Annotated in this window: 14 protein-coding genes and 1 riboswitch; of the genes, 11 read left to right on the top strand and 3 right to left on the bottom strand. The window is 33.4% G+C overall.

Annotated features, from left to right (window positions below; all coding sequences use genetic code 11):
• The first annotated feature begins 96 nt into the window (after positions 1-96).
• Both C7J90_RS08590 and C7J90_RS08595 read left to right on the top strand, forming a co-directional pair.
• On the top strand, positions 97-504 hold the full coding sequence (locus C7J90_RS08590; protein ID WP_103209868.1) for a sporulation protein: 408 nt from the start codon (positions 97-99) through the stop codon (positions 502-504).
• Between the two features lie 148 nt (positions 505-652).
• On the top strand, positions 653-1915 hold the full coding sequence (locus tag C7J90_RS08595) for a Y-family DNA polymerase (protein ID WP_103209866.1): 1263 nt from the start codon (positions 653-655) through the stop codon (positions 1913-1915).
• Between the two features lie 77 nt (positions 1916-1992).
• Here the strand turns inward: C7J90_RS08595 and C7J90_RS08600 are convergent, their stop codons facing one another.
• Positions 1993-3084, bottom strand: a complete 1092-nt coding sequence (locus C7J90_RS08600; protein WP_103209865.1) for a prephenate dehydrogenase — start codon at positions 3082-3084, stop codon at positions 1993-1995.
• A 366-nt stretch (positions 3085-3450) separates the two neighbouring features.
• Between C7J90_RS08600 and C7J90_RS08605 the strand changes: the two genes are divergently transcribed.
• Positions 3451-4716, top strand: coding sequence for an aminoacyltransferase (locus C7J90_RS08605; RefSeq protein ID WP_103209863.1), 1266 nt, complete (start codon positions 3451-3453; stop codon positions 4714-4716).
• Positions 4717-4734: 18 nt separating this feature from the next.
• Positions 4735-5997, top strand: a complete 1263-nt coding sequence (locus tag C7J90_RS08610; RefSeq protein ID WP_103209862.1) for an aminoacyltransferase — start codon at positions 4735-4737, stop codon at positions 5995-5997.
• A 444-nt stretch (positions 5998-6441) separates the two neighbouring features.
• Here C7J90_RS08610 and C7J90_RS08615 read toward each other — a convergent pair whose 3' ends face one another.
• Positions 6442-6765, bottom strand: coding sequence for a hypothetical protein (locus C7J90_RS08615; protein ID WP_103209107.1), 324 nt, complete (start codon positions 6763-6765; stop codon positions 6442-6444).
• A gap of 136 nt (positions 6766-6901) precedes the next feature.
• Here C7J90_RS08615 and pepF point away from each other — a divergent pair, with 136 nt between their 5' ends.
• A complete protein-coding gene (pepF, locus tag C7J90_RS08620; RefSeq protein ID WP_103209105.1) occupies positions 6902-8716 on the top strand; it encodes an oligoendopeptidase F in 1815 nt (604 codons plus the stop codon).
• Between the two features lie 109 nt (positions 8717-8825).
• On the opposite strand, the gene C7J90_RS08625 is transcribed toward pepF, so the two are convergent.
• Complete coding sequence (locus C7J90_RS08625; RefSeq protein ID WP_103209104.1) at positions 8826-9725, bottom strand: CvfB family protein; 900 nt, start codon at positions 9723-9725, stop codon at positions 8826-8828.
• A gap of 172 nt (positions 9726-9897) precedes the next feature.
• Between C7J90_RS08625 and C7J90_RS08630 the strand changes: the two genes are divergently transcribed.
• The 6 genes from C7J90_RS08630 to C7J90_RS08655 all read left to right on the top strand — a co-directional run bounded on the left by C7J90_RS08630 (position 9898) and on the right by C7J90_RS08655 (position 16667).
• Positions 9898-11511: an ABC-F family ATP-binding cassette domain-containing protein gene (locus C7J90_RS08630; RefSeq protein WP_103209102.1), complete on the top strand. Its 1614-nt coding sequence runs from the start codon at positions 9898-9900 to the stop codon at positions 11509-11511.
• Between the two features lie 230 nt (positions 11512-11741).
• Positions 11742-11916, top strand: a riboswitch (Lysine riboswitch).
• A 180-nt stretch (positions 11917-12096) separates the two neighbouring features.
• The gene (locus tag C7J90_RS08635; protein WP_103209100.1) at positions 12097-13083 is read left to right on the top strand and encodes an aspartate-semialdehyde dehydrogenase; all 987 of its coding nucleotides are present in this window, start codon (positions 12097-12099) and stop codon (positions 13081-13083) included.
• A 3-nt stretch (positions 13084-13086) separates the two neighbouring features.
• Positions 13087-13965 carry a 4-hydroxy-tetrahydrodipicolinate synthase gene (gene dapA / locus C7J90_RS08640; protein WP_103209099.1) on the top strand — a complete coding sequence of 293 codons (879 nt, stop codon included), beginning with the start codon at positions 13087-13089 and terminating at the stop codon, positions 13963-13965.
• Positions 13962-14684, top strand: a complete 723-nt coding sequence (gene dapB, locus C7J90_RS08645; RefSeq protein WP_103209097.1) for a 4-hydroxy-tetrahydrodipicolinate reductase — start codon at positions 13962-13964, stop codon at positions 14682-14684. Before dapA ends, dapB begins: the two co-directional genes overlap by 4 nt.
• A gap of 16 nt (positions 14685-14700) precedes the next feature.
• The gene (gene dapD, locus C7J90_RS08650) at positions 14701-15426 is read left to right on the top strand and encodes a 2,3,4,5-tetrahydropyridine-2,6-dicarboxylate N-acetyltransferase (protein ID WP_103209096.1); all 726 of its coding nucleotides are present in this window, start codon (positions 14701-14703) and stop codon (positions 15424-15426) included.
• A gap of 92 nt (positions 15427-15518) precedes the next feature.
• Positions 15519-16667, top strand: a complete 1149-nt coding sequence (locus C7J90_RS08655; RefSeq protein ID WP_103209094.1) for a M20 metallopeptidase family protein — start codon at positions 15519-15521, stop codon at positions 16665-16667.

Genomic DNA, 16667 nt, shown 5'->3' on the forward strand with positions numbered 1-16667 from the left:
ATTAATTTACGTTTATTGGACGTATCAGGAGTTGCATTATATTACTTGAAGCATATATGATAGTGATAAATTCAAATTTTAAATGGAGGCTATGCGATGGGTTTTGAGAATATTATTACTTCATTAGGTATTAATGGTATGAAAGTATTTATTCGTTTAGATAAAAAATCATATCATATTGCAGATGAGATTACAGGAAGTATTATTTTAAAGGCTGGACAAAGTAGTCAAAAGGTAACACATATTGAATTGAAAATCATTGAAAAATATGAAAATGACGATGAGACGAGTGAGTTCACACGTCTTGAAAATGAATTAGAGCGATTTGTAATCAATGATAAATTTTCAATTAATATGGATGAAACTAAAAAAATTGATTTTAATTTCAAGCCAGAGCAGCTTAACTTTAAATGCAATGACAGTAATGTTTATTTGCACACACATGTATATATTGATTTAGGTATTGATGAAGAAACAGAAGCAATTATTCCTTACACACGATAATGAACAATATAAGCGAGAAACCCATTCATATGAATAGGTTTCTCGTTTTTTTACAACTAAAAGAGAACGTATATTCTTTATTGCCTTGAATATAGAACGTGTGTTCTGTATAATGAGATATATCTGGAAGAAGAGTTAGGTGAAAAAGATGTACAATTATCATTTATTAGAAGATAGAGATATTTTATGTATTGATCAAAAAAGTTTTTTTGCAAGTGTGTCATGTGTTGAAAAAGGGTTTAATCCAATGGAGACAAAATTAGCTGTAGTAGCAGATACGAAAAGACAAGGATCGGTCGTTTTAGCAGCTACCCCAGCTCTTAAAAAATTAGGAATCAAAACAGGATCAAGATTATTCGAAATTCCACATCGTAAAGATATATACATTATTAACCCAAGTATGCGTAGATATTTAGAAGTAGCTCTTAAAATTTCAAAAATTGTGCTACGCTATGTATCACCTAAGGATTTATATCAGTATAGTATCGATGAGTTTTTTATGGATGTCACAGATAGCTATTTTCATTTTAATACAACGCTGCACGCTTTTTGTGACCGTCTAATTAAAGAGATTTTAGAGGAAACAGGCATACACTGTGCGATAGGGATAGGATCGAACATGTTATTGAGTAAGATAGCACTTGATAATGAAGCTAAAATTCAGTCGAATGGTTTAGCAGAATGGCGTTATAGTGATGTCCCTACTAAAGTTTGGTCTATTCAACCATTATCGAATTTTTGGGGTATTAGCAAGCGGACAGAGGAGAAGTTAAATAAGCGTGGTATTTTTAAGATTGGTCAACTTGCCCAATATCCGTGTAGTCTTTTAAAGAGAGAGTTAGGAGTTATTGGTGTAGACTTACATTTGCATGCTAACGGCATTGATCAAAGTAAAATGAATGAGCAATATCAAACATGCACCCCTTCATTATGCAAAAGTCAAATATTAATGCGTGATTACACCTATAATGAATGTAAAGTGGTCATGCAAGAGTTGATTGAAGAGGTGGCGAGTCGCTTGAGAGCCCGTAAAAAACTTGCGAAAACGATCTCTTTTTCTTTTGGCTATAAAGATGGACAAGTTGTAAGCAAACAATACACGTTACAAAGTGGTACAAATTTAGATAAAGATATTTTTAATGCTATTGAACGTTTAGCAGATCGTCTTTGTGATCATCATGCTTTATATCGAACGCTAAGTGTTTCATTAACACAGTTTACGTCTGAAAATCAGCATCAACTCAATTTATTTGTAGATGAATTTCAACGTCAGCGTGAAGAAGCATTAGCTAAAACTATTGATGAGTTGAAAAAGAAGTACGGCAACGGGATTGTATCCAAAGCAATTTCTTATACCGAATCGGGGACTAAAAATAGTAGATTAGGATTAATGGCAGGGCATAAAATGTAAAGGGTTATTATGCTAGTTCGACTAATAAAGGGCTTGAATACAAAGGTGTCAAGCGCTTTATTAGTTGAAAGTTAGATTTAAGAAATATACGTATCAAAATCATCTAGTGCCTTGATAGCTGCATCTCTATCTGAAGCGGTTTTAAAACTTACAATTAAGGCGCCGTAAATATCTTCACGTACTTCTAAAATCCTTAAGTTTCTAATAGAAATATGATGAGAACTTAAAATATGAGTAACTTCTGCCACCATACCTGCTTTATCGGGAATATCGACATATAAGTCAAATGAACTTAACATCGCACCTTGATGGCGCAAGGGTAATGTGTCTCGGTAAGTTTTAGCCTCTTCAAAAAACTGAAACATCTCTGTTTGAAGATTTGATTCTAATATATTAATTGTAGATGTGAGTTGGTGTTGCATCTCTTTTAAAATATTAAGGATATTGTCTTTATTTTCAAAAGAAATATCTTTCCACATGTGAGGATTACTACTTGCGATACGTGTGATGTCTCGAAAGCCTCCCGCTGATAGTTCTTTAATTAAAGCGCAATTAATGCTATGTTTTGCATTTAATTGAACTAGACTAGATGCTATGATATGAGGAACATGACTTACAATACTTGTAATATAATCATGTTCATGAGCAGTTAAAGTAATCAATTTTGCTTTCGTCCTCTTAAGTAAACTCAGGATAGTTTGATGAGCTTGCTCGTTTTGAGGTGAATGATATACCAAAATATAAAATGCATTTTCAAATAAATGTTTTTTGGAATTTAGGACACCAGACTTATGACTACCAGCCATTGGATGACCGCCAACTAAATGAATATCATGATTTAATAAATGTTTTTCAAAAGATTGGATAGAGATTTTAGTACTACCTGTATCTGTAACAATGAGGCCAGGTTTTGTGTTTAATGTTGATAAGTTCTTTAAATATTTGACAGTTGTTTGAACAGGAGTGGCGTATATCACAATATCTGCTTGCGCAATGCCTTCTTCATAATTCGACACTTTTTCATCAACAATTCCAATAGAGTATGCGCGTTGTAACTGAACATCATTTGCATCAAAAGCAGTGATTTTCATGTCAGTATGATAATATTTGAGATTACTTGCTAAACTTCCGCCGATTAATCCCATTCCAACAATAAATATATTTTTCATAGTAGCATCACCAATTGTTATAATTTTCAGATATCTTACCATTTTAAAGCACTATAGTGCAACTGTTAAACATAGAAATAACAATAACTATAATTCTAGTTTGATTTGAGCTATTTACTACAGACATCATCAATTTAAATATGATATAATCGACTATCGTCATATTGGCTTATTCAAAATGAATAAGTTAAAATATAAGAGAGAGAAGGGCGGACGCTTAGAACGTGATTAATCTGTCCCAAATCAAGTTATAGTTTTGAATAAGTTAAATGTGCAATAACAATCATAAAAACACTAAAAAATAGAAGTTTATTTGAAGTTAATACTTATTAAATAGAGATATAAAAGAGAACTAGGAGAAATAATATGAAGTTTACCAATTTAACGACAGCTGAATTTGAAGCCTTTACCGATAATATGCCATATAGTCATTTCACACAAATGGTAGGGAATTATGAATTGAAAATTTCTGAAGGTGTAGAAACGCATTTAGTAGGCATTAAAGATAAAGAAAATAATGTGCTTGCAGCATGTTTACTGACAGCTGTTCCAGTAATGAAAGTATTTAAGTATTTTTATTCAAACCGCGGACCGGTTATTGACTTTGAAAATAAGGAGCTTGTACATTTCTTTTTTAACGAACTAGAAAAGTATATTAAAAAATACAACGCACTATTTTTACGTATCGACCCTTATTTACCGTTGTTAATGCGCAATCATGATGGTGAAGTGATTGAAAAGTATGAGAATGACTGGATTTTTGATAAACTTCAAGATCTTGGATATGAGCATGAAGGGTTTATCACAGGATTTGATACTGTACGTCAAATCCGATTTCATTCAGTCTTAGATCTAACGGATAAAACGGCCAAAGATGTTCTAAATGAAATGGATGGTTTGAGAAAGCGTAATACCAAAAAAGTACAGAAAAACGGTGTGAAAGTTCGCTTTTTATCAGAAAATGAACTGTATATATTCCGTGACTTTATGAGAGATACGACAGAAACAAAAGAATTTGTCGATAGGGACGACGATTTCTACTATAATCGCTTTAAGCACTATAAAGATCGTGTACTTGTTCCATTAGCATATATTAATTTCCCTGAATATATAGAAGAATTAAAAATGGAAGAGAAAGAACTTAATAAAGAAATCGTTAAAGCTGAAAAAGATATTGCAAAACGTCCAGAAAATAAAAAAGCTCATAATAAAAAGAAAAATTTAAGTCAACAATTAGAAGCGAATCACGATAAGATAAAAGAAGCACAGGCTCTGCAAAATAAGCACGGTGATGAACTACCAATTTCGGCAGGTTTCTTCATCATTAATCCGTTTGAAGTGGTCTATTATGCTGGGGGAACAGCGAATGAGTTTAGGCATTTTGCTGGAAGCTATGCCATTCAATGGGAAATGATACAGTATGCTATTAATCACAACATACCGAGATACAACTTTTATGGTGTAAGTGGAGATTTTTCTGAAAGTGCAGAAGATGCGGGTGTTATCAAGTTTAAAAAAGGTTATAATGCAGATGTAATAGAATATGTAGGAGATTTTATAAAGCCGATTAACAAACCGGCATATGCAATCTACTCAAAATTAAAACATCTTAAAGAACGTTTTAATAAATAGAGAAGGGGATTTATTGCTATGAAGTTTACAGAATTAACAGTAGAGGAGTACGATCAATTTGTGCAAAGCCCTGCTCTTGAAAGTCATTATTTTCAAGTCAAAGAAAATATAGCAACACGGGAGGCAGACGGTTTTCAAGTTGTACTATTAGGTGTAAAAGATGAAAATAATCATATCATAGCTGCGAGTTTATTTTCTAAAATTCCGACGATGGGAAGCTATGTGTATTATTCAAACCGTGGTCCAGTCATGGACTATAACGATTTAGGATTAGTGGATTATTATTTAAAAGAGCTTACGACGTATTTACATAAAAATAAATGTCTTTATGTCAAAATGGACCCATATTGGTTATATAATGTTTACGATAAAGACATTAATCCAATAACAAACCAAATGCCAAATGATCAAGTCGTACAACTATTTAAATCTCATGGCTATAAGCATCATGGATTCACTACACAATACGATGCTTCAAGTCAAGTTCGCTGGATGGGAGTTTTAGATTTAAAAGATGAAACACCTCAATCCATTAAGAAAGCTTTTGATAGTCAACGTAAGCGTAATATAAATAAAGCACAAAACTTCGGGGTTAAAATTAAATTTTTAAACTATGATGAAATTGATCAATTTCTTGAATTATATCGAGAAACTGAAGAACGTACAGGATTTACGTCTAAAACAGACGAATACTTTAAAAATTTTGTACAACATTATGGGTCGAAAGTACTTATACCTATGGCATACATTGATTTAGATGAATACATTGTGTCATTGCAAGGTAGTTTAAATGATAAAGAAAATAGACGCGATCAAATGATGTCTAATGAGAATAAGTCAGATAAGCAATTGAAAAAAATTGCCGAATTAGATAAACAAATTGAACACGAGCAAAAAGAATTACTTAAGTCTAGCGAATTACGTAAAACAGACGGTTCAATCCTAAATTTAGCAGCAGGAGTATTTTTTGCAAATGCATACGAAATCAATTATTTTTCAGGTGGTTCTAGCCAAAAGTACAATCACTTTATGGGACCTTATGCGATGCACTGGTACATGATTAATTACTGTTTTGAACATGGATATGAGCGATATAATTTTTACGGGTTGTCAGGTGACTTTACAGAGCAAAGTGAAGATTATGGCGTATATCGCTTTAAACGTGGGTTTAATGTCCAAATTGAAGAACTCGTTGGTGACTTTTATAAACCAGTTAATAAACTTAAATATTTTGCATTTAACTTGGCGAATTCGATACGAACTAAAATTAAAAACAAATAGTTAAAATAAAAACAAGCAAAAATCAGTACATTTTGCTTGTTTTTATTTCGGAGTATAAAGAACCGTATTTATGTTATGTAAACTTTATATGTATATATGCTTTCTTAAAACCTAATTTATTTAAGGGATGTATTGTAGGCGTAATTGACCATACAAGCGTCATTACGGTTTACATAGAATCAATTCCTAGTAAATATGGATTATGATTACATTTATATACTCATATAATGCATAAGGTCATAGAAATTGTGATAAGTCTATATAGGTTGAGTTAAGGCTATAAATTGTACGAATAATTAAACAGGAAATACTTTTTCGATTTTAGTTTACATAATATATATTATAGGAAGTTGTGTATTCATAAATAACATTACTACACTTCCCCTAAGGCTTATATGAACTTATTACAATATAAGAGCCAACTTCTAAAGCTGGCTCTTTACGTTATGGATGATGTCTTTTTTCAAATTCAGCACGTTCTTTTTGATGCTTTTTTAGCTGACGTTTTTTTCGCCAATTTCTTGTGAAAAACCATAATAACGCACTAATCATCAAGCTTAAAATTGCTACAAATGCAGCATAACCTAGTAATGGTTCGTATGTGATGTCATAGAAGTTAGGCATTAAAAATGCGAGTATCCCTAATACAATAAAACTTACAATAGCTGGAAAGAACCATTTATTCAGAATTAAGCAACAAAATAGAGTGAGTACTAGCATTGCTAATATTGAAATCCATAGGTAATTTGGGAAGTCAAGTATAGACATATATGCCCTCCTTTTAATTGTTTACCTATTATTATACTTATTTTAATTGCTTTTGTATGCAATTAAAGTGAAATTTTTAGAAGATTAAATAAAGTGTTGTATAATAGAAGATAATTATAAAAAAGGAGGAATCGTTATGTCCCAAAAATTACCTTATAGATCAGATGTACCTCTAAATGAGACATGGGATTTATCAGATTTATACAAAACATCAGAAGAATATGAGCTAGCGATACGACGTCTTCCAGAGCAAGCTCAACAATTTAAAACGCAATACGAAGGCCAGCTTAATGATTTAGCTACAATTGAAAACGCACTTAAAGCTTATAGTGAGATTCTAGTAGACTTGGATCGTGCTGCTAATTATTCTGCCCTACAACTGACTGTTGAAACGACAGATGCTGAGAGGCAGCGTCTAGATGCACTATTGACATCAAATTATGGCGATGTGATGAGTCGGTTATCGTTTGTTGAGACCGAATTACTCTCGTTGGATAATGATTTGTTGCAACAAGCTATTGATAGTTTAGACTATCCTTATTATTTACAATGCTTAAAGAAACGAAAAAAGTATCAATTACATCCAAAAGCTGAGGAAACTTTAGCTAATATGTCTCAAGCGTTAGGTGCTCCAAGTCATATATATGGTATTACTAAAATGCTAGATATTGATTTCGGTGTTTTTGAAGTAGATGGTCAACAGTTTAATATGGACTATACAACCTTTGAAGGTATTTATGAGGATCATGAGAATACTTCAGTACGCCGAGAAAGTTTCAGGCATTTCAGTGAAACAATACGAAAATACCAACATACAACAGCTGCTTTATATAATAGTCACGTTCAAAATGAAAAATTGGAAGCTGATTTAAGAGGCTATGATTCAGTGATTGACTTTTTATTAGAAGAGCAAGATGTTACCCCAGATATGTATCATCGACAAATCGATATCATTATGTCTGATTTAGCGCCTATTATGCGACGTTACGCTAAAGTAGTACAACGGGCGAATCATTTAGATGAAATGAAATTTGAAGATTTAAAAATTTCAGTTGATCCTACATTTGAACCGACAATTACAATTGAAGAATCGAAAAAATATATTTATGGTGCATTATCAGTGTTAGGTGATGAATATTCAAGTATGCTTGATGACGCTTATCGACATAGATGGATAGATTTCCCTCAAAACAAAGGCAAAGAAACAGGTGCATACTGTGCCAGTCCTTACGCTTCCCACAGTTATATATTTATTTCGTGGACTGGTAAGATGACCGAAGCCTTTGTGCTTGCTCATGAGTTAGGTCATGCTGGACATTTTACATTAGCACAAAAACATCAAAACTTTTTACAGTCGGAAGCGTCAATGTATTTTGTTGAGGCCCCTTCTACGATGAATGAAATGTTAATGTTAGATTACTTACTGAAACAGAGCAGTGATATCAAATTCAAGCGTTGGGCAATTGGTTCAATCATTGCGCGTACGTACTATCATAATATGGTAACGCATCTTTTAGAAGCAGCTTATCAAAGAGAGGTTTATTATCGAGTGGATAAGGGAGAATCTTTAACAGCCCCTATTTTAAATGAAATTAAAAAGGAAGTCATCACATCATTTTGGGGTGATGATATTCATATTTCAAAAGGTGCTGAACTTACTTGGATGCGCCAACCTCATTATTATATGGGTCTTTATCCTTATACTTATTCAGCTGGACTAACAATCGGAACAATTATGGCACAGCGTATCAAAAATGAAGGTCAAGTTGCGATTGACGAATGGCTTGAAATATTAAAAGCCGGTGGAAGTTTATCACCAATCGAATTAGTTAAAATTGCAAACATTGATTTAACAACTGAACAGCCTTTAAAGCAAACAATTGCATATATCAATGACCTTGTAACAGAATTAGAAAAACTGACAAATCAAATAGAACAAGAAAATTTATAAAAAGTAAAAGGATTCTCGCTCAAGCCTTAACATTCAAAATTTAAAGCACATTTTGAAATCATTAAGCTTTGTCGAGAATCCTGTATTTAAATAAAATCGGCATTAATGGCTATTCTTTAATGCGTGACCAGCCTTTTCGTGTTAACGTGATTTTTCCTGTTTCGATATTAATAATACGCTTTTTGTAAAGATGTCCAATTGCGCGTTTAAATGCCCCTTTACTCATGTTAAAGACTTCTTTGATTGCGTCAGGACTTGATTTATCCCAAAATGGCAATTCTCCGTCATATTCGACGAGCAAGTTAAAGATTGTCTCTCCATCTTCATCTAGACGTTCGTGTGCTAATGGTAAGAAAGACCCATTTAATTCTCCTTTATCATTGTGTCCAATGATTCGTACCTCTAAATCTTCACCCAATCTAGGTTCTGCTTTTCGTTCAGATTCATGTACAAATATTTTATAACCATCTTTTGACAATAAAAATGTACCCACTCTTAACAACCGGTATGGTCGCGCTTTAATGATTTGGTTATGCAAATGTTCATCATGAATAGGTGTGTACATTTGTTGGACAGTTGTCTCAGAAGCAAGTCTAGCAAACATGTGACGCTCACGATCTATTCGCAATGTACATAATACGTAGTCCCCTTTTTGTGGCCAAAGCGACTTGATTTTAGGTAAGTCTTCCCATGGAATGACAACCTCTCTCGGTAACCCCACATCTAATCGAGCACCATCACGGTCTGTGCTTAAAACGCGTACAAAATCATAGCGTCCTACTGTAATGTCTGGCATGTTTTGTGTGGCGAATAAATCACCTGAACGGTTAGGATAAATAAAAAAGCTATATGACTCCCCTATTTCAAGCTCATCTTCTTCGCTTACCTCAGATTGATTCAGTTTAACAGTTTCGTGATTCGGCCCTTTTAGAATATATGTAGATCCTTCAAGAGCGACTACTTCTAAAAATTCTATAGTCCCTATTATTTCATTTTCTTTAAAAGACATAACGTTCTCCTCTTTAATTAAGTTCATTACTATTATAGCACGATGAACTGTGTAAGCCTAATTGATTCGTGTGAACTGGATATGATTGTAATATACTGAGTAGACGTCGAAAGTCCAACCATTATATGATATAATGCATCCATTAGTATATAACGAATAAAGGAGAAAATAGATGTTACAAGTTACAGATGTTAGTTTACGCTTTGGAGATCGTAAGTTATTTGAAGACGTAAATATTAAGTTTACACCAGGAAATTGTTATGGTTTGATTGGTGCAAATGGTGCAGGAAAGTCTACATTTTTAAAAATATTATCAGGTGAAATAGATTCTCAAACGGGGCATGTTTCTCTTGGAAAAGATGAACGTTTGGCAGTCTTAAAGCAAGATCATTTTGCATATGAAGATGAGCGTGTTTTAGATGTTGTGATCAAAGGTCATGAACGTTTGTTTGAAGTTATGAAGGAAAAAGATGAAATCTATATGAAGCCAGATTTCAATGATGAAGATGGTATCCGAGCTGCAGAGCTTGAAGGTGAATTTGCAGAGATGAATGGATGGAATGCTGAATCAGATGCAGCTACGTTGTTATCTGGTTTAGGTATTAGTACGGATTTACATGATAAAAAAATGTCTGAACTCGAAAATAATCAAAAAGTGAAAGTATTGTTAGCGCAAAGTTTATTTGGTGATCCGGATGTATTACTTTTAGATGAGCCTACAAACGGTCTAGATATTCAAGCTATTAGCTGGTTGGAAGATTTTTTAATCAACTTTGAGAATACTGTTATTGTTGTATCACATGACCGACACTTCTTGAATAATGTTTGTACGCACATTGCAGATTTGGATTTTGGTAAAATTAAAGTTTACGTTGGAAATTATGATTTTTGGTATCAATCGAGTCAGCTTGCTCAAAAAATGGCACAAGAGCAAAACAAAAAGAAAGAAGAGAAAATTAAAGAATTACAAGATTTCATTGCACGATTCTCTGCTAATGCATCTAAATCTAAGCAAGCTACAAGTCGTAAAAAACAACTTGAAAAAATTGAACTTGATGATATTCAACCATCATCACGACGTTATCCTTACGTTAAATTTACACCAGAACGTGAAATTGGGAATGATTTATTATTCGTGAATAATCTGTCAAAAACTATTGATGGTGAAAAAGTTCTCGATAACATTTCATTTACAATGAACCCAAATGATAAAGCTGTTTTAATTGGTCAAAGTGAAATTGCTAAATCAACATTACTCAAAATATTAGCCGGTGAATTAGAACCAGATGAGGGATCGGTTAAATGGGGTGTTACGACCTCTCAATCTTACTTCCCTAAAGATAACTCGGAGTATTTTGAGCATGTCAACATGAATCTTGTAGATTGGTTGCGTCAATATGCTCCAGAAGATGAACAAACTGAGACATTTTTACGAGGCTTTTTAGGCCGTATGTTGTTTAGCGGTGAAGAAGTAAAGAAAAAAGCAAGTGTGCTGTCAGGTGGAGAAAAAGTACGTTGTATGTTAAGTAAAATGATGTTGTCTAGTGCGAACGTACTTTTATTAGATGAACCTACCAATCACCTCGATTTAGAAAGTATTACATCGGTTAATGAGGGCTTAAAAGCATTCAAAGGCTCAATCATTTTCACATCGCATGATTTTGAATTTATTAATACAATTGCAAATCGTGTCATTGATTTAGATGTTGAAGGCGGTCTGTCAAAAGAAATGCCTTATGATGTCTATTTAGAAGAAAAAGGAATACTTAAATCATCAAAAGCATAATAATGTGATTAAATAAATTGAATTAAAAAAGTTAGGGCTAGATATTGTCTGTTTTATCATGAAATGACTGATTGACGATACAAGTCCTAACTTTTTATGTCATTTCTCACCTACTTTTCCGTTTAACTGTAGTGATAATATGTAAAATTATCAGTAAATTTTAAAATTTTGCATTTTTGTGTTTACATCACTTAACAAGCTATGTATAATACTATGCATAACCAATTCAATAGTGTTGATGAGGCGCATCAATCATAATTAGGTAGATTCAGCTGTCTGCAAACAGAATTTACTGAAAGGGTGAGATGCCGAAATAAATAGGCGTTGCAGCACCTATTTATTGGACTCTGGGTTAAGAGCTAAGAGTCTGTCATTATTGCAAAATAATGGAGTGCATCACTTGTAAATTAATCTCACAAGTTCGCACGCCGAGCTTGTTTTTTTATACTATTGAATCATACTAATTTCGAAATGGTTGTTTTGTATAATATATGTTTTTAGAAGGAATATTTTCTGAATAATACGAAAATATTTACTTTTAAAGATTCATGATACTTAATATCACAAAAAATGGAGTGAATGAATATGGTCAAATTAGCAGTTGTTGGAGCTACTGGTTTAGTAGGAACAAAAATATTAGAAACATTAAATCGTAAAAAGATAAATTTTGATGAACTGACACTCTTTTCATCAAAACGTTCAGCAGGTCAAGAAGTAAACTTTCAAAATAAGACTTACATTGTACAAGAGCTAACAGAAGCATCTGCATCTCAAAAATTTGATTTTGTATTAATGAGTGCAGGAGGTCAAACAAGTGCAGACTTTGCCCCTATTTTTGAAAAGCACGGTGCCATTGTAGTTGATAACTCGAGTCAATGGAGAATGTCAGATGATATTGATTTAATTGTACCTGAAGTAAATACTCCAACATTTAATAGAGGGATTATTGCTAATCCTAACTGCTCGACTATCCAATCAGTAGTCCCTTTAAAATTATTACAAGAACGATATGGATTAAAGCGTGTGGCCTATACTACATATCAAGCTGTTTCTGGTTCAGGTATTCAAGGTAAAAAGGATTTAGAAGATGGTGCCGTTGGTGCAGAGCCAAAAGCGTATCCTCATCCTATCTATAATAATGTGTTACCCCATATCGATGTATTTTTAGAAGACGGATATACAAAAGAAGAACGCAAAATGATTGATGAAACACGAAAAATTCTTGATGAACCTCATCTAAATGTAACAGCTACATGTGTACGTGTTCCTGTGCAAGATAGCCACAGTGTTCATATTAATGTGTCACTTGACCACCCTACTACAGTTAAAGACATTCAAAATTTATTTGATCAAGATGAACGTGTAGTTTTAGTTGATAGACCCGAAAATAATGAGTACCCTCTTGCGATTCATTCTACAGGGAAAGATGAAGTATTTGTAGGCCGCATTCGTAAAGATAACTCGCTTGAAAATACATTTCACATATGGGTGACATCAGATAATTTACTTAAAGGAGCCGCGTTAAATACAGTTCAAATTTTAGAACAAGTTTTGAATTTGAAAGGAGAATAAATTATGTCACATTTGTTTGAAGGTACTGGTGTTGCTTTAATCACGCCATTTACAAATGGAAAAGTAGACTATGATGCAATACGAAGACAAGTTGACTTTCTTATTGAACGTCAGATTCAAGCGCTAGTTGTTAATGGAACTACAGCAGAAAATCCTAGCTTAACAGAGGACGAAAGGAATCAAATATTGAGAACAGTCATCGATGCGAATCAATCTAGAGTCCCTGTCATTGTAGGTACGGGTACGAATAATACCTTAAATTCACTGAAAGCTTCTTTGACAGCTAAATCTCTTGGTGCAGATGCGATTATGTTGATTACACCTTACTATCTAAAAACAAATCAACGCGGATTGATTCAACATTTTGAAACAATCGCAAATGAGACACAATTACCAGTTATTTTATACAATGTGCCTTCTAGAACAAATTCAACGATTGAACCTAAAACAGTCGAACATCTGAGTCGAAATCCGTACATTGTAGGATTAAAAGATGCGACAAATGATTTTGAATATTTAAAAGAAGTACAGTCATTAGTCGATACGAATCACTTTGCAATTTATAGTGGGAACGACGAAAATATAGTAGATTTTTACGCTAGTGGAGGTCATGGTGTCATATCAGTAGTCGCTAATGTAATACCGCAACCATTTCAAGATATTTATATAAATAAAGAAAATAGATCAAAGCGTTTTGAACCGATTGCCTATTTATTAAAAGCGCTAAGCATCGATATAAATCCAATTCCTATTAAGTATTTAGCATCATTAGAAGGTTTTGGAGCATATGAAGTGAGATTGCCATTAGTCACACTTACGAATGATGAACAAAGAGAATTAAAGAAAGCATATCAACAATTTAAAGTAGGTGTTAAAATATGAAAATTCTGTTGATTGGGTATGGTGCAATGAACCAACGTGTTGCAAGACTTGCTGAAGAAAATGGCCATTCAATCGTTGGAGTCATCTTGAAAAACAAAGATAAAGAAGTCCCCTACCCTATTTTTAACAAAATAAGTGAAGTGACTGATGCAGATGTAGCTATCGATTTTTCTCATCCAGATTTATTATTACCTTTACTAGAGGATTCATTCCAGTTGCCATTAGTCATTGCGACTACTGGACAAAAAGAAAAAATAACTGAACGCTTAAAAGCACTTAGTTCAGACATGCCTATCTTTTTTAGCGCCAATATGAGTTATGGTGTTCATGTATTATCCAAATTGCTTGAAACAGCCGTACCACTACTCAATGATTTTGATATTGAACTAACAGAAGCCCATCACAATCAAAAAGTAGATGCACCGAGTGGAACATTAGTTAAATTATACGACGCTATTAAAGAGCTACGTCAAAATGTGTATCCTAATTATAATAGAAGTGACCAAGACGCAAAGCGTAAACAAAATGAAATTGGAATTCATACGCTTCGTGGCGGCACTATTGTCGGAGAACATCATATACTATTTGCAGGTATAGATGAAACGATTACACTTACACATTCAGCGCAATCTAAAGATATATTTGCAAACGGTGCAATTAAGGTAGCGAAGCAATTAATCCATTATCAGTCAGGGTATTATACTTTTGACAACATATAAAAGGAGCGATTCAATTATGGTTAAAAGTTTTACAGCAGAGGAAATTATTCAATATATTAGTGATGCTAAAAAGAGCACACCTTTAAAAGTATATATAAACGGAGAGTTTAGTGAGATTCAATTTCCGAGCTCGTTTAATGTATTTGGTTCAGATAACTCAAAAGTGATATTTTGTGAAGCATCAGAATGGAAAGCATTTTATGAAGAAAATCAAATGCTTATCAAAGATTTGGAAATAGAGATGGATAGACGTAATTCAGCAATACCTTTAAAAGATATTATGAATACAAACGCAAGAATTGAACCAGGTGCATTTATCCGTGAGCATGCAACAATTGGTGACGGAGCTGTTGTTATGATGGGGGCTACAATTAATATAGGAGCAGTAGTCGGTGAAGGCACAATGGTTGACATGAATGCAACATTAGGTGGTCGTGCAACAACTGGTAAAAATGTACACGTGGGCGCTGGAGCAGTGTTAGCGGGCGTTATTGAGCCCCCTAGTGCGGAGCCAGTTGTTATTGAAGACAACGTATTAATTGGAGCGAATGCAGTTATCTTAGAAGGTGTACGTGTTGGTAAAGGGGCAATAGTTGCTGCAGGTGCAGTTGTAACTCAAAATGTACCTGCTGGAGCAGTTGTTGCAGGAACTCCCGCTAAAGTGATAAAAAATGCAAGTGATGTAGAAAATTCGAAAAGAGAAATAGTTGCTGCACTACGAACTTTAGATCAATCATCATAATGGATGGACTTTAACTTTAGGTGGGAGAAGGTATATATTTTGATGATGTATCCCCTTCTCACTGCCTTTTTATATTAAATTGAGGTGAAAATATGAGCGAACTCGAATTTGTTATTCAACATCGGCGTTATTTACACGAACATCCAGAATTAAGTTTAGAAGAATTTCAAACAACGCAATACATTAAAGGCTTTTTAGATGAGATGAATATTGATTATGAATGCCCTCTTGCCACAGGGTTAGTTGCGTATTTAGATGGTAATTCTAATGAAACAATTGCTTTTCGTGCAGATATTGATGCTTTACCTATTCATGAAGAAAATGACATTCATTATCGAAGTCAAGTTGAGAATAAAATGCATGCATGTGGCCATGATGGACATACTGTGGCATTGATGCTATTTGCGAAACGCTGTAAACAATTACAAATTCAAAATCAACTTCCACATAATGTGATTCTTATTTTCCAACCAGCTGAAGAATCTGGTGGCGGTGCAAATTTACTAATACAGTCAGGTGTATTTGACCCATATGAAATTGGAGCAATATATGGTATACATATCATGCCTTTTGAAAATGAAGGACATTATATTGTGAAAGATCATGAAATTACTGCAAGTGCGACAGAATATCGTTTTTATTTAAATGGACAGTCAAGCCATGTCGCTAATAAAGAGCAAGGTTATTCAGCTGGTCAAGGTCTGCAACATTTACTGATACAATTATCACAAATACAACAGTATCATCTAAATGGCTTGAAACATAATATTGTACATATTGGAAGGTTTAATGCAGGTGAAGCAATTAATACTGTGCCGAGTCAAGGATATTTAGAAGGTACAATACGTACATATGATTTAAATGACTTGCACATGATTCAAAATCAAATGCAAAAAATAGCTTTAAGTATTGAACAATTATTTAATGTTAAATGTGATGTCAAATTTGCAGAGGGTTATCCTCCTACTGTTAATGATCCCACTTTGAAAAAATATGTTTTAGATAGCATTCGTTTCAATCATCAGCAAATTATAGAACAAGAATTACCCTACCTATTTGGAGAAGATTTTAGTTTTTATCGTCAAATAGCGCCATCGTATTTTGTTTTTGTAGGTGTAAAAAATGAAGAAAAACAATTCGTATCAGGTTTACACACGCCTACATTAAACTTTGATGAAAAGATTTTAATTGATGTTGCAAACTATTACGAACGGTTACTTTTTAATTATAAAGAGGTGTAA

This window comes from Staphylococcus felis, from assembly GCF_003012915.1.
In the GTDB taxonomy this organism is placed as follows: Bacteria; Bacillota; Bacilli; order Staphylococcales; family Staphylococcaceae; genus Staphylococcus; species Staphylococcus felis.

What these genes read in the sequence shown, in the direction of transcription:
- C7J90_RS08630 (WP_103209102.1), top strand. Translation starts at nt 9,898, where the DNA reads ATGTTACAAGTTACAGATGTTAGTTTACGCTTTGGAGATCGTAAGTTA.
- C7J90_RS08615 (WP_103209107.1), bottom strand. Translation starts at nt 6,765, where the DNA reads ATGTCTATACTTGACTTCCCAAATTACCTATGGATTTCAATATTAGCA.
- C7J90_RS08635 (WP_103209100.1), top strand. Translation starts at nt 12,097, where the DNA reads ATGGTCAAATTAGCAGTTGTTGGAGCTACTGGTTTAGTAGGAACAAAA.
- dapB (WP_103209097.1), top strand. Translation starts at nt 13,962, where the DNA reads ATGAAAATTCTGTTGATTGGGTATGGTGCAATGAACCAACGTGTTGCA.
- C7J90_RS08625 (WP_103209104.1), bottom strand. Translation starts at nt 9,725, where the DNA reads ATGTCTTTTAAAGAAAATGAAATAATAGGGACTATAGAATTTTTAGAA.
- dapA (WP_103209099.1), top strand. Translation starts at nt 13,087, where the DNA reads ATGTCACATTTGTTTGAAGGTACTGGTGTTGCTTTAATCACGCCATTT.
- C7J90_RS08605 (WP_103209863.1), top strand. Translation starts at nt 3,451, where the DNA reads ATGAAGTTTACCAATTTAACGACAGCTGAATTTGAAGCCTTTACCGAT.
- C7J90_RS08595 (WP_103209866.1), top strand. Translation starts at nt 653, where the DNA reads ATGTACAATTATCATTTATTAGAAGATAGAGATATTTTATGTATTGAT.
- C7J90_RS08610 (WP_103209862.1), top strand. Translation starts at nt 4,735, where the DNA reads ATGAAGTTTACAGAATTAACAGTAGAGGAGTACGATCAATTTGTGCAA.
- dapD (WP_103209096.1), top strand. Translation starts at nt 14,701, where the DNA reads ATGGTTAAAAGTTTTACAGCAGAGGAAATTATTCAATATATTAGTGAT.
- C7J90_RS08590 (WP_103209868.1), top strand. Translation starts at nt 97, where the DNA reads ATGGGTTTTGAGAATATTATTACTTCATTAGGTATTAATGGTATGAAA.
- pepF (WP_103209105.1), top strand. Translation starts at nt 6,902, where the DNA reads ATGTCCCAAAAATTACCTTATAGATCAGATGTACCTCTAAATGAGACA.
- C7J90_RS08600 (WP_103209865.1), bottom strand. Translation starts at nt 3,084, where the DNA reads ATGAAAAATATATTTATTGTTGGAATGGGATTAATCGGCGGAAGTTTA.
- C7J90_RS08655 (WP_103209094.1), top strand. Translation starts at nt 15,519, where the DNA reads ATGAGCGAACTCGAATTTGTTATTCAACATCGGCGTTATTTACACGAA.